This window comes from Methylotuvimicrobium sp. KM2 (assembly GCF_038051925.1).
Lineage (GTDB): Bacteria > Pseudomonadota > Gammaproteobacteria > Methylococcales > Methylomonadaceae > Methylotuvimicrobium.
The window spans coordinates 3,775,739-3,791,067 of sequence record NZ_CP150634.1; the positions used below are offsets into that span (position 1 = coordinate 3,775,739).

At 47.7% G+C, this 15,329-nt stretch carries 11 protein-coding genes; all 11 read right to left on the bottom strand.

Annotated features, from left to right (window positions below; translation table 11 throughout):
- Positions 1-22: 22 nt before the first annotated feature.
- On the bottom strand, positions 23-1,183 hold the full coding sequence (locus tag WJM45_RS15865) for a VWA domain-containing protein (RefSeq protein WP_341326041.1): 1,161 nt from the start codon (positions 1,181-1,183) through the stop codon (positions 23-25).
- 528 nt (positions 1,184-1,711) lie between these two features.
- Complete coding sequence (locus WJM45_RS15870) at positions 1,712-3,322, bottom strand: serine/threonine-protein kinase (RefSeq protein ID WP_341326042.1); 1,611 nt, start codon at positions 3,320-3,322, stop codon at positions 1,712-1,714.
- Between the two features lie 21 nt (positions 3,323-3,343).
- Positions 3,344-5,665 (bottom strand): ATP-binding cassette domain-containing protein, encoded by a 2,322-nt coding sequence (locus WJM45_RS15875; protein WP_341326043.1) that lies wholly within the window; start codon positions 5,663-5,665, stop codon positions 3,344-3,346.
- A 513-nt stretch (positions 5,666-6,178) separates the two neighbouring features.
- Positions 6,179-7,804 (bottom strand): multicopper oxidase domain-containing protein, encoded by a 1,626-nt coding sequence (locus tag WJM45_RS15880; protein ID WP_341326044.1) that lies wholly within the window; start codon positions 7,802-7,804, stop codon positions 6,179-6,181.
- 374 nt (positions 7,805-8,178) lie between these two features.
- Positions 8,179-8,898: a DsbC family protein gene (locus WJM45_RS15885; protein WP_341326045.1), complete on the bottom strand. Its 720-nt coding sequence runs from the start codon at positions 8,896-8,898 to the stop codon at positions 8,179-8,181.
- Positions 8,899-9,386: 488 nt separating this feature from the next.
- Positions 9,387-10,739, bottom strand: coding sequence for an RIP metalloprotease RseP (gene rseP / locus WJM45_RS15890; protein WP_341326046.1), 1,353 nt, complete (start codon positions 10,737-10,739; stop codon positions 9,387-9,389).
- 8 nt (positions 10,740-10,747) lie between these two features.
- On the bottom strand, positions 10,748-11,932 hold the full coding sequence (gene ispC, locus WJM45_RS15895) for a 1-deoxy-D-xylulose-5-phosphate reductoisomerase (protein ID WP_341326047.1): 1,185 nt from the start codon (positions 11,930-11,932) through the stop codon (positions 10,748-10,750).
- On the bottom strand, positions 11,932-12,801 hold the full coding sequence (locus WJM45_RS15900; protein ID WP_341326048.1) for a phosphatidate cytidylyltransferase: 870 nt from the start codon (positions 12,799-12,801) through the stop codon (positions 11,932-11,934). Before WJM45_RS15900 ends, ispC begins: the two co-directional genes overlap by 1 nt.
- A 26-nt stretch (positions 12,802-12,827) precedes the next feature.
- On the bottom strand, positions 12,828-13,592 hold the full coding sequence (locus WJM45_RS15905; RefSeq protein WP_341326049.1) for an isoprenyl transferase: 765 nt from the start codon (positions 13,590-13,592) through the stop codon (positions 12,828-12,830).
- A gap of 12 nt (positions 13,593-13,604) precedes the next feature.
- A complete protein-coding gene (gene frr, locus WJM45_RS15910; RefSeq protein WP_341326050.1) occupies positions 13,605-14,162 on the bottom strand; it encodes a ribosome recycling factor in 558 nt (185 codons plus the stop codon).
- Positions 14,159-14,887, bottom strand: coding sequence for a UMP kinase (gene pyrH / locus WJM45_RS15915; protein WP_341326051.1), 729 nt, complete (start codon positions 14,885-14,887; stop codon positions 14,159-14,161). Before pyrH ends, frr begins: the two co-directional genes overlap by 4 nt.
- Positions 14,888-15,329 lie beyond the last annotated feature (442 nt).

Genomic DNA, 15,329 nt, shown 5'->3' on the forward strand with positions numbered 1-15,329 from the left:
AATCCTCATTAGATTAGCGCTGCTACTGAACGGACGGCCTGTTGTAAAAAGGATCGTTATCCGGCAGAAGCGGGATTTTTTGATTCAATAGGTTAAGGTAGTTATCAATCGCTTGGATAGGCGGCGGCTCTATCGCTTCGAATTGACCATTATCGTAATAATACTTACCGCTACCTGTCGGATATTCGATACCGACCTTGAACGAGTGCTGCTCGCCGTCAACCGGAATATAAGAGCGAAAAGTCACGACGTAGTCACTTTGGAGAATGTTTTGAATTTCTTCGACGATGCGCTGCATCCTGTCATAGGTTTCACCCAATGAATAATAGATGCCGAACGAATTTTTCGATATGGATTCGAGATTTCTAAAATAGTCCACTGAACTCTTGCCGTAAGCAAGCGAATACACGGGTATGGGAATCCGCATCGAAGTAATTCGGCCATTCAACTCTTCGCGAGAAAGCGCACTGCCTTCATCTCGTCCGTCGGAAAAAACAACCACCGAACACGAAGCAATAACATTATCGGCCGAAGGGTCTACCGAAGATCCTTGCGCCGACATCCCGCACATCTGAATCGCCGCCCCGATACTATCGTAAATACGGCTTTTCATACCATCGATTCGAATATCCGCCAACCTTCTGGCAAGGGCGCCCGAATCCCTCTCGAATTGAGATACCAAATCATAGCCTTCTTTGGTATCTCGTATCGCCAGGATCGCCACCTCATCCTGGGGCCGTTTACTGTCGATAAAGCGGGCAGCGGCTCTGAGCGCGGTTTCCGATGCGGTTCCCGCCATCGACTTGCTGGCATCGATTACTAAAACGGAACGGGTTGCCTCACTTCGATTGCGTATGCTTTGAATGCCATATTGGCGTTTCATCGGATCGTAGCTTTTGCCTTTGATCATCAGTCCGATATTCATTTCATTGAGATTCACCAGAGGCTGCATGTTTTGATCGAAAGTCCGAATATACAATTGCACAAACGGATACAAGGCATAATTTACCCGATAGACTTTAACGCCGTAACCGCCGGGCGCAGCAAATCCGTAGCCGCCGGCATGCGCAGGCCCCGCAAGAAACAAGGCTTGCATTAAAACCAAAACAGGCACTATAAAGCTCCCTGCCCCGTTAAACCGTTTTTTGCCGGTCTGTTGCGTTTGTCTTGAATTTTTCATCATGACGTAGACTCCTCATTATAAAGTAGTGTTTTACCCATCGGACTCAATGTCCGATTCCCCCATAAACAACGATTAACCTTTGTATACCTTACTTATTCTTTGACGGCTTAACTTAATGCTAGTGACACGAACTCTGCGAAAAATTGCTAAGGAACGAGCATGAAATAACTTCGACAAATGCTGAAAGGGGGGTTCGGTCAGCAATTCCCAGTTTGAGCATTTTCGCCGATCTTAGGGTGTGGGGTATGCCTGTCGAGGAACGCCGTAAACCCATCCATGGGGGCTTGGCGGCAGCTCCCTGCTGCCAACATCCTCGCCAAGCACACCCCACACACTTTTTGATCCCCAAATTGGGAATTGCTGGGGTTCGGTGGCTCGATTGACAGGCGTCGGCGGCAGGGATAGCCGCCGTCGAGCCTACATGGATGTATTCACGGCGTCCTGTCAAGCGAGTCGCCGAACCTCCACAGTGCCTAAAACTTGTAGAAGTAAATTTGTGCATATTCCTAACTTATCTCATGCTCGTTCCTAGCGTATTTTTTGTGTTTGTCCCGGAATAATAACCCAGCCGGAATTATCTTCCTTAGGTTCGGTTTTGGCTATCGGTTTAGGTTGCGGTTTCGGCTTCGGTTTAGGGCGTGCTACAGGTTTCGGAGGCGCGCTTGGCTGCTGAACAACGCGATTCGAATCAAGTGTTTGCGAAGCTTTATTGACCGAAGACTTGCTATCCGATTCCGACTGAACGGGCCTGCGTTTATTCAATATTTCCAGCGCCGACAAACCGGAATCGGCCGATGGTTTTGTTGACGAAGGCGCGACAGGCTCCGAAACAACGGCGGGAGCGGAAAACGGCGAATCCATTGCGGCAGGCCCCGTCCCTTCGGCAATTCCGGTCTCACGCGGTAAAGACTCGGGTTCGGGTTCGGGACCGGCACTTGCAATCGGCGCCTCATTCGATCCGTCTTTGAAAAACAGCCAATAGGCGCCGCCGGCAAAAGCTGAAAATAGCACAACGACAACGACAAGCAAAATCGCCAGTTTTTTAATGGAACTATTGTCAGCTTGTGCATATTGAGTCGTTGAGCTTGAGATCGGCTGCGAGCGATTTCCTTGTGTCTTGATTACCGGTCCGAATTGCAAATCGGAAATTTGCACCGTTTTACCGGACAGCAAAGCCTCTTCGTCAACTTGGCTGCCGGCTGAAAATACACCGATGAATTCCGCTACGGTCTGCGGGCGCTCGTTGACATTGAGACTCAATCCTTTAAGAATCATGTTGTCGATTGCATCCGGCAATTCGGGCGCCATTTGTCTGGGAGGCGTCAAAGTTTTACCGGATACCCTTTCATGCGCCGCGACTGGTGTTTGACCGGTCACGGCAAAATAAACCGTGGCCGCCAATGAATAAATATCGGACCGAACGTCGGTACCGGTGCCCATGACTTGCTCTGGCGGACTGAAACCGAACGAGGCGGCTCTTCCCAAAGTGCGGGTCATTTCGTTGGGTGACGACTCCTTGGCGATGCCGAAATCAATCAGCATGATTCTGTTTTCATCGTCCAGCAACACGTTTTCCGGCTTCAAATCCCGGTGGATAATCGGCGGATTTCGCGAATGCAGATATTCGAGCACCTGCCCGACCTGAACGACCCAGTCCTTAAGGTCCTTAAAGACAATTCTACCGAGCCGCTTGCATTCGGTGGCCAACGTTCGGCTACCGCCGAATTTCAACACCAGATAAACCATGCCTTTTTCATTGAAACGGTCGACAATGATCGGAATCGAGGGATGATCGAGGTTGCTCAACAACGAGACTTCATATTCATCGAACAGCATCTCTGGAATTTCCTTGAGAGCCCAACGTTTTCCTTTCACGCGTTGGTCTTCGACCAGATAAGTCGCGCCAAAACCGCCTTTTCCCAGCACTGTTTGGATGATATAGCGATCGCCAATCAAATCGCCGACGCCTTTCAGCCAACCGAAAATACCGCGTATCGAGCCGTTAGGCGCGGTATCGATATGCGCTATTTCGTATTGGCATTGCGTACACCGGTATTTATTTTGCGCAATCGCATCGGCTGTATCCGGGTGATCGCATTTGGGACAGGTACGAGGCTGTTCTTGTACTGTTTCATTCATATGTATTCAAATCGGCTTCGGTTATTTTTTTGCATCCTTGAGTTTCAGACCTATTGCCGTCGCGATCAGAAAAAACAAACCCAATCCGGCAATCGCCGCCAAATCGCTCCCTGTGCTTCCTGCGATGGATACGACCGTGGTTCCGGTTAAATCCTTGACAGCCCTAATCTCCTCGCCGAGCGTCAATTTCATCGCGTCGAAAGACCAATAAGAAATCATCGTCGTTTTGGCTATCCAGAGTCCGGCGCCTTCGAGATTGACCACTGCACCGGATAAAATAACCTGCGGAATCAATAAAATCGGCACCGTCGCAACCGCTTTATCGTTGGAATTGACAAAGGCGCTGACGCAAAGCCCCATCGTGGTCGCCGCTATGCCCGATGCGAACAAGATCAAAAAACGTTGCATCAGATCGCCCGGCACCGATATCGATAACGCGATAACGCCTAATAACAAGAAGCATTGCACAAAACAAAGCAACGATAACGGAATCAATTTACTAACGATATAAGGCCCCAAGCCTAAATTTACCGAGCGTTCGCGAATATAAATCGGCAACTCCTTAACTAATTCCCGTGCGGAATTGAGACAACCGAACCAAATCGCGGACAACACCATGATAAACAGAATCTGGCTTTGCTTGGCCGCTCGCAGAGCGATCTGATCGTCCATCTCGAATACCAAACTGACAATCAACGCGATCAACGGCGCCTGTAAGATTAAAATTAGTAGATTTTTACGATCCGACAGAATCAATTCGCAATAACGCGACATTAACGTTTTGGTTTGGCGCCAACTCTGCAACCATTTGTTATTCGTCGGTCGCGTATTTGATTTTAAAACATCTTTATTATCGTGTTGCTCCGATAGCTTCAAACGTTTTTCGACATAAGTATCGTGAAAATTCGAAGCTCGGTATTTATCGGCCCAATACGAAGCCGATCGACTTTCGAGCAGTTCATAGACATCGGATAAGCGATCGATCCCGAAATAACCGATCACGGCTTGAGGCGGCCCATAGAAAACCAGACGCCCTTGATGCAGTAATAAGACCAGGTGACAGGTATCGATATTTTCCAGCGTATGAGTCACGCAAACGACCGTTTTTTTGTCCTCGGCCAAACTCCGAAACAATTGCATCATTTTTTTGTCGGTACCGGCATCCAGCCCGCTAGTCACTTCGTCCAGAAACAACACATTCGGATTGGCGACCAATTCCACCGCCAAACTAACGCGTTTCAGTTGACCGCCGCTCAAGGGTGTCGGCGTATCGACTGCCAATCCCGCCTTCTCGGCCAACCCGACTTTTTCAAGCACCTTCAGGACATTTTCATCCATTTCAATATCCGAGGTATCGGGCGGCAGACGCAGTTTAGCGGTGAATTTCAACGCATGCTGCATGACGATTTTGCGATGCACGATGTCCTGCTGAGGCACATACCCGATCGCCGCTCGAAACAAATCGAACGCGCCGTACAAATCGATTTCGTTATATAAAATTTCACCGCTAGTGGCGGGCCGTCGTCCGTTCAGCGCATCCAACAACGTCGATTTACCCGAACCGCTGGTGCCGAAAATGCCGACGAATTCGCCCGGATGAATCGCAAAACTCAGGCCATCCAACAAACGTTTAGTCTGACCCGACGATTCCTTGACCTCTTTGGTCAACCGATAGACTTCGATCTTGACTTGACCGTCTTGATTCGATGGAATAATGGCGTGTCCGTCGAACCGATAGTCGAATGCGGCGAAGCTCAACCAATCATTGGCTATCACCTGCTGCTTACCTTTGATACGCACCGCATTGACAAAGGTTCCGTTGGTGCTGCCGCAATCCTCGATAATCCATCCCGTAGGCTCCCTGGTTAATTTGGCATGTTCACGGGACACCAGCGGCGAAGGTATTGTTATATCGCATTGAGGTAATCGGCCTATCGTTAGCGCCGATTTTCCTGTCAGAGTAATGCCGGCGGATGCATCATCGCCGGGCAAAACGTCATCAGCGGCTTGATTCAATTGAAACTTGATTTGAAAAGGCGTGGAACCGAATAAAAGCCAATCGCCGTTATTCAGCATCAATGGTTTGTCGGCAAGCCTGCCGTTAACGGTAATTGGCGCATCGTCGATCGCAGCAATGAATAATGCGCTATCTTCACTAACAAAAATTTTGGCGTGCCGTGGTAAAACACCTTCTCCAGTTATCGGAACATCATTGCCGGTATCGCTACCGAGTCGACACGCCTTACTGAATTCACAAACTATCGCTTGCCTTGATTTTGCTGCAAGTAGTTCGAGTTGAAACGGAGCTTCGCTGACTGTGCGACCGATGTATGCATTATTCATTGTTATTTTTGAACTCGGCGCTCTTTCACCCAATTGATTTAAATTAAATTAAACTTAAAACATAAAATGATTGTAATCGCAACCCTCATTTAACGCAAAATTGTTTGCCTGCTTCCAAAAAAACTGTGCCTTGAGGATATTAATAGAGAATTAGCGCCCTCACCTGCTAAGGATATGGTCGTAAACAACTTCCCTATTTTACGGAGGGTTCGGTTGCTCGATTGACAGGTGTCGGCGGCAGGGCGGACTTTTGCTTCTCGGCAATTGCTGAATTATACCTTTCCCGCTTCATATTTCGGCGATGCTTAAGAAGTCGCGCGGGGGGGGGAATCAGTAAAGACTTTGCCAGCCAGCATGGAGCTGGCATAGAGCATGGACGTATTTACCCAGCACCTAAATCCATAACCCATTGGTCATGGTTAATTGGCTTGGATAATATTTAGGTGCTGGGCCTTTAATAGGCGCCACGGGGCCGAACTTTCATCTACGGTGAGTATATAAACCGAACTCAGATTATTTTATTAAGAAATCACGCATCATGCCCATATCTTCATGCTCAAGATTATGGCAGTGATACATAAATAGCCCTATAAAATCATTGAATGGTTTCAATACGGTCACCTTTTCGCCGGGCATCACCAGCGCCGTATCCTTCCAACCGCCCCAGACCAATCCACCGGAAATCGTTCGGTACGCTTCTCTCGATTTCGGATTGACTTGGCGTTTGATGATTTGAAATTGTTCGCCGTGTAAATGCATCGGATGAGGCATCGGCATGCCGTTCATGCCACTGTATCCATTGTCGAATTCGATGACTTGCAAGCTATTGACAGGAATGATTTCATCGTCGCGAACATCGTCCATTTTGTAGGAACGCCCATTCAATAACGCCGACATGTGCCGCATCGACAAACTAATGGTTCTTGGATCTTTGTTATTCGCTGCATCGCGAACATTCAACTTAGGTATCGTGGATAAGCGCTCCGGTAAACTCTGCGACGATTTGCCGGCTTTAATCACTTTAACGTTAAATAAAGAAAATTCACTACCCGACGGCAGATCGGAAGAGTGCATCATGCCCATACCCCCGCCCATCATGCCGCGCCGTCCTCCGCCCATCATTCCGCGACCGCCACCCATCATGCCCATGCCGCCATGACCGTGTGTCGCAATATCGAACGACAAGCTGCGCATGCTTATCTCAGAACCCACCGAACGACCGCTGAAATTGGCCCAAAGCTCGATTCTTTCGCCTGGAGCCAACATCACATAGGAATACTGCTTCGGCCTTTCCAGCAATCCGCCGTCGGTACCGATCACAGTCATTTTACTGCCGTCCGACCAGGCCAGTTTATAGATCCGAGAATTTGACCCGTTTAGCAAACGCAGCCGATAGGCCTGTCCCGCGACAGGCAACACATAATCGGGCCGACCGTTGACAAAAATCCGATCGCCGAGAAAGCCCTGCATGCGTTGCATCATGTGGTCGCTGTAGACGAGCTGATTATTCTTATCGAAGCTTCTGTCTTGGATAACCAACGGCAGATCAAATTCACCCTTGGGCAAATTCAAAGCCCGTTCTTCATCGTCATGCACAATAAACAAGCCGGCAAGACCCGAATAGACTTGTCGGGCGGTGACGCTATGGGTGTGAGCGTGATACCAGTAGGTTCCGGCACGATTCAGAATTTCGAATTCATAGATATAAGATTCGCCGTGACTGACCGCGTACATCGGATTGCCGTCCATATTGGCCGGCACATGCAGTCCGTGCCAATGCAAAATCGAATGCGCCGGTAAATTGTTATTCAAATGAATTCTGACTTTTTGGCCTTTCTTCAGGCGAATCGTCGGCGCAAGATAGGTATCGGGATGATTTTCTATCGATGAAGCCGGACCTTTAAGAACTTTAGCCCGCACTTTCCAAACTCGGGTTTCAGGCCCTTCGAAGATAGGAACCTGCGCGATATCCTGCGTCAGTTCGATTTCCACATCGGGATGAAAGTTCGCGGAAGGCGTATTGACCGCTTTAAAGGCTCCGCCCGATTGCGCCCAAGAGGGGTAAGTCGCCGCACCGGCTGCCGCAAAAGCGGCATACTTTAACCATTGTCGGCGTTGTTGATTGATCGGAGAGTTCATCGTCTTGTACCTCATGGACTTATAATTTGTTAGTATATTAGCAAATTATAAATTAATAGCAATTTAAACACCTTTATCAAAGCGTATTGCCATAAAAGCCGAAAACATGGCCGCACGAAATATTTATACTCATCGTAGATGAAAATTCGGCCTCGGGGTGCCCGTCAAAGGACGCCGTGAATACGTCCATGTAGGCTCTATGCCAGCTCCATGCTGGCAAAGCCTTTGCGAGCGCTATGGATGGCGTGAATGTCGATTTTGCAGGAGCAAAAATCGACCTAGCACCCCGAGGCCTCCTCCGGCACTGCCGAAATTTGATGCGAGGCAGTTATAGAATAAACGTTCTCAAGCACCCACAACCTAGCCGGATTATTCTATAAACCTTTTTCTTCGCGCAATACTTCAACCAGTTGTTTGGCCGGTAAGTAACCCGGATATACAGAACCTTGTTCGGTGACTATCATCGGCGTTCCGCGCGCTTCGAAATCGTTACCGAGCTTCATGTGCGCATCGACCGGATTGGTACAGGTCTTGGCTTCGGGGGTTTTCCCTTGCTTGGCTTTGGTTAAAGCATCGTTACGATCCTCCGCACACCATACCGAAACGGCTTTGGTATAAGAATCAGAGCCCTTCCCAGCTCTCGGATAAAACAAATACTGAATAGTAATGCCTTCTGCCATATATTGATCGATCTCGGAATGCAATTTCCGACAGTAGCCGCAATCGATATCGGTAAAAATAAATACTTTATGTTGACCTAATTTCGGCTTGAACACGATCATTTGATCTTGTCCCAACTTTTCCAGCGTATTCTTTCGCGTATTAGCCATTTTCGCTTCAGTCAAATCGGTTCTGGCTTCAAGGTCGATCAAGCGCCCTTGAAATAAGTATTTGCCGTCATCGGAGACATAAAAAATAGTTGCCCCCGCCGTGACTTCATAGACTCCCTTTACTTCGGAAGGCTTAATCAATTCAGGATTGAAGTTTGGCATCGATTTTTTTAAAGCCGCCTTGATGGCCGCTTCATCGGCTTGAGCAATGCTCATGCCTAAAACCGAGCCAAGCAACACCACTCTTTTAAGTATTTGTTTCATAACGTTTCCATAAATTCAGATTGACTCATGCGTTTCTAGGACTGTTGAGCGAGTATTTTGTTCATTACCCTATGAAAAAACAGAAGCCAGTATTCAGGGCTTTTCTATCGGCTTACTGTCGTCTGTTGATATATACCCATCGCAGATCAAAATTCGGCGCCGGGGTGTCCGTCGAAGGACGCCGTGAACCCAGCACCTAAATTACCAAGACAATTAATCCTAGCCAATGGGCTGTGGAATTTAGGTGCTGGGTGAATACATCCTTGTTGGCTCTATGCCAGCTCCATGCCGGCCCCTCACCTAACGTTAGGTGAGGGGCCGCACTCCCCGGCGCCTCCTCAGGCACTGCCGAAATTTGAAGTGCGAAAGTTATTACCTGTTTGGTGAGCGAAAGTTCTATACAAACGTATAACAAGCTATTGAACTAAATTTTTCTTCATGGTGAAAGGCTTTTTCTGGGATAAAGGCTTTAAAGCGGAGCGGCTTTTTTATTGAAACAAACGCTCCAAATCCAAAAATAAAGCCAATACCATCAACGACAGTAGCAGCAAAATACCGACCTGTTGTAACGCAACCTGGAATTTTTCCGAAACAGGGCTGCCTTTAATCGCTTCAATCGCAAAAAACAACAAATGACCGCCGTCTAACACCGGAATCGGCAATAAATTAAGCACGCCAAGACTGATGCTAACTTTCGCTAAGAAAGACAGGAATTCGACAACTCCGCGCTCAGCCGAAAGCCCGGCAAACTGAGCGATACTGATTGGACCGCTAAGATTTTTCACAGAAGCATTACCGAGAATCATCTGACCCATCATTTTGAGTGTTGCGGTACTAAAAAAAACGGTTCTCGAAACGGCCCCCGTCAGGGCCGGCCAAAGCGGTAAATCATTGCGCACTTGCAACGACGCCATCAAGTCTTCTGGAATTTCAGCGGCCACGCCGATTTTACCGACAACCTCGTCTGTTTCGACGACTTTTTGAGGCGTTATTTCGAGACTCAATTGCACGCCTTGCCTTTCAATAGTCAGGTCGATAAGTCTTCCTGGGCTATTTTGCACATAGTCAACCCATTGCAACCAGGTATTGATCGGCTCACCATTAGCAGAAACAATCAAATCACCGGACTGTAATCCGGCATCGGCCGCCGGCATGCCTTCCAGCACTCGCCCGACAATCGGCCTGAGCTGCGGCATCCATGGTTTAAGACCTAATTTATCGTAAAGTTTATCAGGCTCGCTTCGCAATTCTTCAGGAAGGTTGATAAGCCGCGAATATCGCTGTTCATCGATGTTTTTTACCGTAACATCGACACTTTCTCGACCGGTCATGGCCGCCGAGATAATCGACTCAATAACCTCCGACCAAGTCGCGGTGTTTTTTTGATCGACCGCTACGATCTCCTCGCCTTCGAGCAAGCCGGCTTCGGCGGCAAGCGTACCAGGCTCGACATGACCGATAATCGGGCGTAAGCCGGTTTCACCTATGAATAGCACGATCCAGAAAAACAGCACGGCTAACATTAGATTGAATAAGGGTCCAGCCGCGACAATCGCCGACCGCGCCCATAATGGCTGGCGGTTGAATGCGAAAGGCAAATCTTCATCGGCCACCTTGCCTTCGCGTTCGTCAACCATTTTCACATAGCCGCCTAGAGGTATTGCCGAGATGACATATTCGGTCGACGCAGGCGATTTCTGATAAGACCAAATAACCTTACCAAACCCGACCGAAAACCTCAGTACTTTGACGCCGGTTTTTCGCGCGACCCAAAAATGACCGAACTCATGAAACGAAACCAGAATACCGATCGCGACAATAAAATAAAACAGCGTACTCATTAACCCAATTAACGCTTAAGTTCTTCGACGATGCGCTCAGCTACTTCCCGGGCTTTGCTATCGGCTGCCAATACAATATCCAGCGTATCGGCCGGATCGGCTTTGAATTGATGCATGCTCCGTTCAATAATGAAAGGAATGTCGGTAAAACGGACGTTCTCGTCCAAAAAAGCAGCAACCGCGATTTCATTAGCTGCATTTAATACAGCCGGCATAATACCGCCTGCCTCGACCGCTTGAATCGCCAAGCGTAAACAAGGGAAACGCTGAAGATCGGGTTGTTCGAAATCCATGTGCTTAACGTCGAATATATTCAATGGTGCGGCACCGGAGTCGAAACGCTCCGGCCACGCCATCGCATGGGCAATGGGTATACGCATATCGGGATTACCCATTTGCGCCAACACAGTGCCGTCGACATAATCGACCATCGAATGAATCACGCTTTGCGGATGAATCACCACCTGAATTTTGTCCGGCGACATATTGAACAATAAACAGGCCTCAATCAATTCAAGACCTTTATTCATCATCGTCGCCGAATCAACCGAAATTTTACGTCCCATATCCCAATTCGGATGCGCGACGGCTTGATCCGGCGTGACATCGACCAACTCTTCGACCGGCTTAGTTCTGAACGGTCCGCCCGAAGCAGTCAACAAAATTCGCCGTGCTTCCTTTGCCTCTTGGCCCGCACAGTAATCTGCCGGCATGCATTGAAAAATGGCATTATGCTCGCTATCGATCGGCAGCAAATGCGCACCGGACTCGGTAACCGCTTTCATGAAAATATCGCCGGACATCACCAACGCTTCTTTATTTGCCAGCAATACAGTTTTACCGGCTCTAGCAGCCGCCAAAGTGGGTAACAAACCTGCCGCGCCCACGATTGCCGCCATTACCGAATCAACACTATCCAGTGTGGCTACTTGCTGCAACGATTCGGCTCCCGATAACACCTTTATATCGGATACCGGCGATGTAGCAATGCGCTCTGCAAATTGTTTAGCCTTATTTTCATCAACCACGACAACGTAGTCAGGACGGTGTACGATGCATTGGTCGTACAGCAGATCGATATTATTGTTCGCGGTCAGCGCTACGACTCTATACCGATTCGGATGACGAGCCGCGACATCCAGAGTGCTGACACCGATTGAACCGGTCGCGCCCAGTATACAAATACCTTTCATTAAAATAACTCTCTAATAAGCAAAATACCGGCATAGAAAAACGGGATAGCGGCCACCAAGCTGTCGATCCTATCCAACAAACCGCCATGCCCAGGCAAAATTGAGCCCGTATCCTTAACACCCTGCTGTCGTTTTATTAGGCTAAAAAATAGATCGCCGTATATCGAAATCAAAACGGTCAAGACCGACAACAAAACAAAATCAGAGCCGATCATCAAATTAAACCCGAACACCAAACTCAAAACGATCGCACTAACGAAGCCGCTTCCCAAAGCCCCGTAAAATCCTGCCATGGTTTTGCCGGGACTGATTTCAGGAGCAAGCTTGGTAGCGCCGAATTTTTTACCCACGAAATAGGCAGTAATATCGGCAATCCAAATCAACAGCAGAAAATACATCACCATATCGGAACCGTAAAAAGCACGCATGCGATAAAGAAACATCCACGCAAAAAACAGAATCACCCAGCCGATCAATCCCTTATAAACATTTTTTAATTCGAGCTTCAGCAGCGCATCCGATGCATTTCTGATCAGAAACATCATCACTACCCAAAATAAAACCGGTAAAATAATCAGCCATTCCAATAAACCGGACTGTGCCCTGACTTCCGGCCAATCGAAAACTTGTGCCACTATTTCCAGAAAATAAGTCCAAAAATAAACACCGCCCATCGGTAGAATGAGTAGGACAAGAAATAAAATCCGCATCGATGGCCTATCAATACCGGTTAAGCTTGTCCACTCCCATGCGGCAACCAACATCACCAGCGCAACAACCAGAGTAAAATAAGGTATTGGCAATAAATAGACGGCCAACACGACTAATGGCGCAAGAATCAAAGCCGTAATAATTCGCTGTAGTAACATTTTATAATTATTATCTAGTCAAATAGTTAGAGGGTAACTGCTTTTGTGAGGATTTGCTCGCCGGTATGCCCGAAACGCCTTTGCCGAGTTCTAAAGCTTCCGATAGCTTCCTCTAGCGATTGTCGATTAAAATCGGGCCATAAGGTCGGCGTGAAATATAATTCGGTATAAGCTAACTGCCAGAGCAGAAAATTACTGACACGTTGTTCACCACCGGTTCTGATAAATAAATCCGGTTCGGGTAAATCGGCGGTGGATAAATGTTGTCCGATCAATGTTTCATCGATTTCGTGGTCGTTGATCTCGCCACTTTGAATTTTCGCAGCTATTTTTTTAAACGCTTCGGACATATCCCATCGCCCACCGTAATTGGCAGCAATCACTAAAGTCAATCCGCTATTATCACGGGTTTGAATCTCGCCTTCGGCAATTTTGGCCTGCAATTTTTCGGAAAAAGCTTTTCGTTCTCCGATAAACCTTAAACGAATATTGTTCCGATGCAACTTATTGACCTCGCTTTGCAAGGTCGATAAGAACAAATTCATCAGCATCGAAACTTCAGACTCGGGCCGGCGCCAATTTTCGCTGCTGAAAGCAAATAGCGACAATACTTCTATATTCGCTTCGGCACAATATTCTACAATGGCTCTAACCGCCTTGACGCCGGCTTGATGCCCCATTGCACGAGGCATATGTCTTTGTTGCGCCCAGCGCCCGTTACCATCCATGATGATAGCAATATGCCGCGGGTTCTTATTTAATTCCGGAAGCGTTTCGGGTTCTTCGGACATTAACCTACTCCATTAAATAGACATTAAGTCCGCTTCTTTTTCTTCCAGGTGTTTTTCTATTTCTTTTATGTACTGATCGGTCAACTTTTGAATTTTATCTTCGGCCGCGCGTGCTTCATCCTCGGAAATCAGCTTTTCTTTTAACGCGTCCTTGATATCGGAATTGGCATCGCGGCGAATATTTCTTATCGCTACTCGTCCATTCTCGGCTTCTTGTTTGACAACCTTTACCAGGTCGCGACGACGCTCCTCGGTTAGCGGCGGTAATGGGATACGAATCACATTACCATTTGATGAAGGGTTAAGTCCCAAGTCGGAAGCCATTATCGCTTTTTCGACAGCCTTGACTATGGTTTTTTCCCATGGTGTAACCGTCAAAGTCCGAGAATCCTCTGTCGCGACATTGGCTACCTGCGAAAGCGGCGTATCTGCACCGTAATATGGAACGGTAATTTGATCCAATAGGCTCGGATGCGCCCGGCCTGTTCTGATTTTGGTAAATTCGTGCCTCAGCGATTCGACACTTTTGCCCATTCGCTTAGCCGCATCTTGTAGAATATCGCTTATCATGTTTTTGTTCCTCGTTCAATCAGTGAGCCGATATCTTCGCCCTGCATTAGCCGCATTATTGCACCTTGTTCAAAAATATTCATCACGCGCATCGGCAAGTTGTTATCGCGGCACAATACCAATGCTGTGGCATCCATGACGTTTAAGCGCTGATCCAACGCCTCATCATAAGTCAATCTCGGATAAAATCGGGCATCCTTAACTTTTTCAGGATCGGCCGAATAAACACCCTTAACCTTAGTCGCCTTAATCATCAACTGAGCATCAATCTCAATCGCCCGCAGACTGGCTGCTGAATCCGTAGTAAAAAAAGGATTTCCGGTTCCGGCAGCAAATATCACGACTCGACCTTTTTCAAGGTGTCTAACCGCTCTGCGGCGAATAAAATCTTCGCACACTTGATTAATCTTTAATGCAGACATGACGCGAACTTGCAAGCCTAAATACTCCAAAGCATCCTGCATCGCCAAGGCATTGATTACAGTAGCAAGCATGCCCATTTGATCGCCGGTGACTCGATCAAGACCTTCGGAAGCTTTTTGCGCGCCGCGCAAAATATTACCGCCCCCGACAACTAGACCTACCTGTATCCCTGCATCACATAATTCTTTAATTTCGCCGGCCAAGCGTTTCAGGATATCGGCATCGATACTACCTCCCTTTTCGCTCATCAATGCTTCGCCGCTTAATTTCAATAAAATTCGCTGGCAGATAAAATTTGTCATTATCGATTTTTAAGTTGAGAAATGGTTAGGAAAGTGCACTTTATCTTAGGCGACCGACGCCACGATTTTTGCGTTGCGCAAGCAGTTATATACCCACTCATAAATCAAAATTCGGCTCCCGAAGTGTTAGGCGGATTTTTGCTCCTGCAAAATCCCCATTCACGCCTTCCATGGCGCTTGCGGATTTTTGCTCCTGCAAAATCCCCATTCAACCAGCACCTAAATCCCATTGCTGTGGTTAACTATCTTGGATAATTCATCCAGCACCTAAATAAGCCATGATTTTGAATCATTGCCAAAGACCTATGGAATTTAGGTGCTGGATTTAGGTACTGGGTTTACGGCGCCCTTTGCCGGCCACCCCGATACCGAATTTTGATCCACGAAGAGTATAATCCGCTTGGAGTATAAAAACGAATCCCCGGATAAACCGGGGATTGAA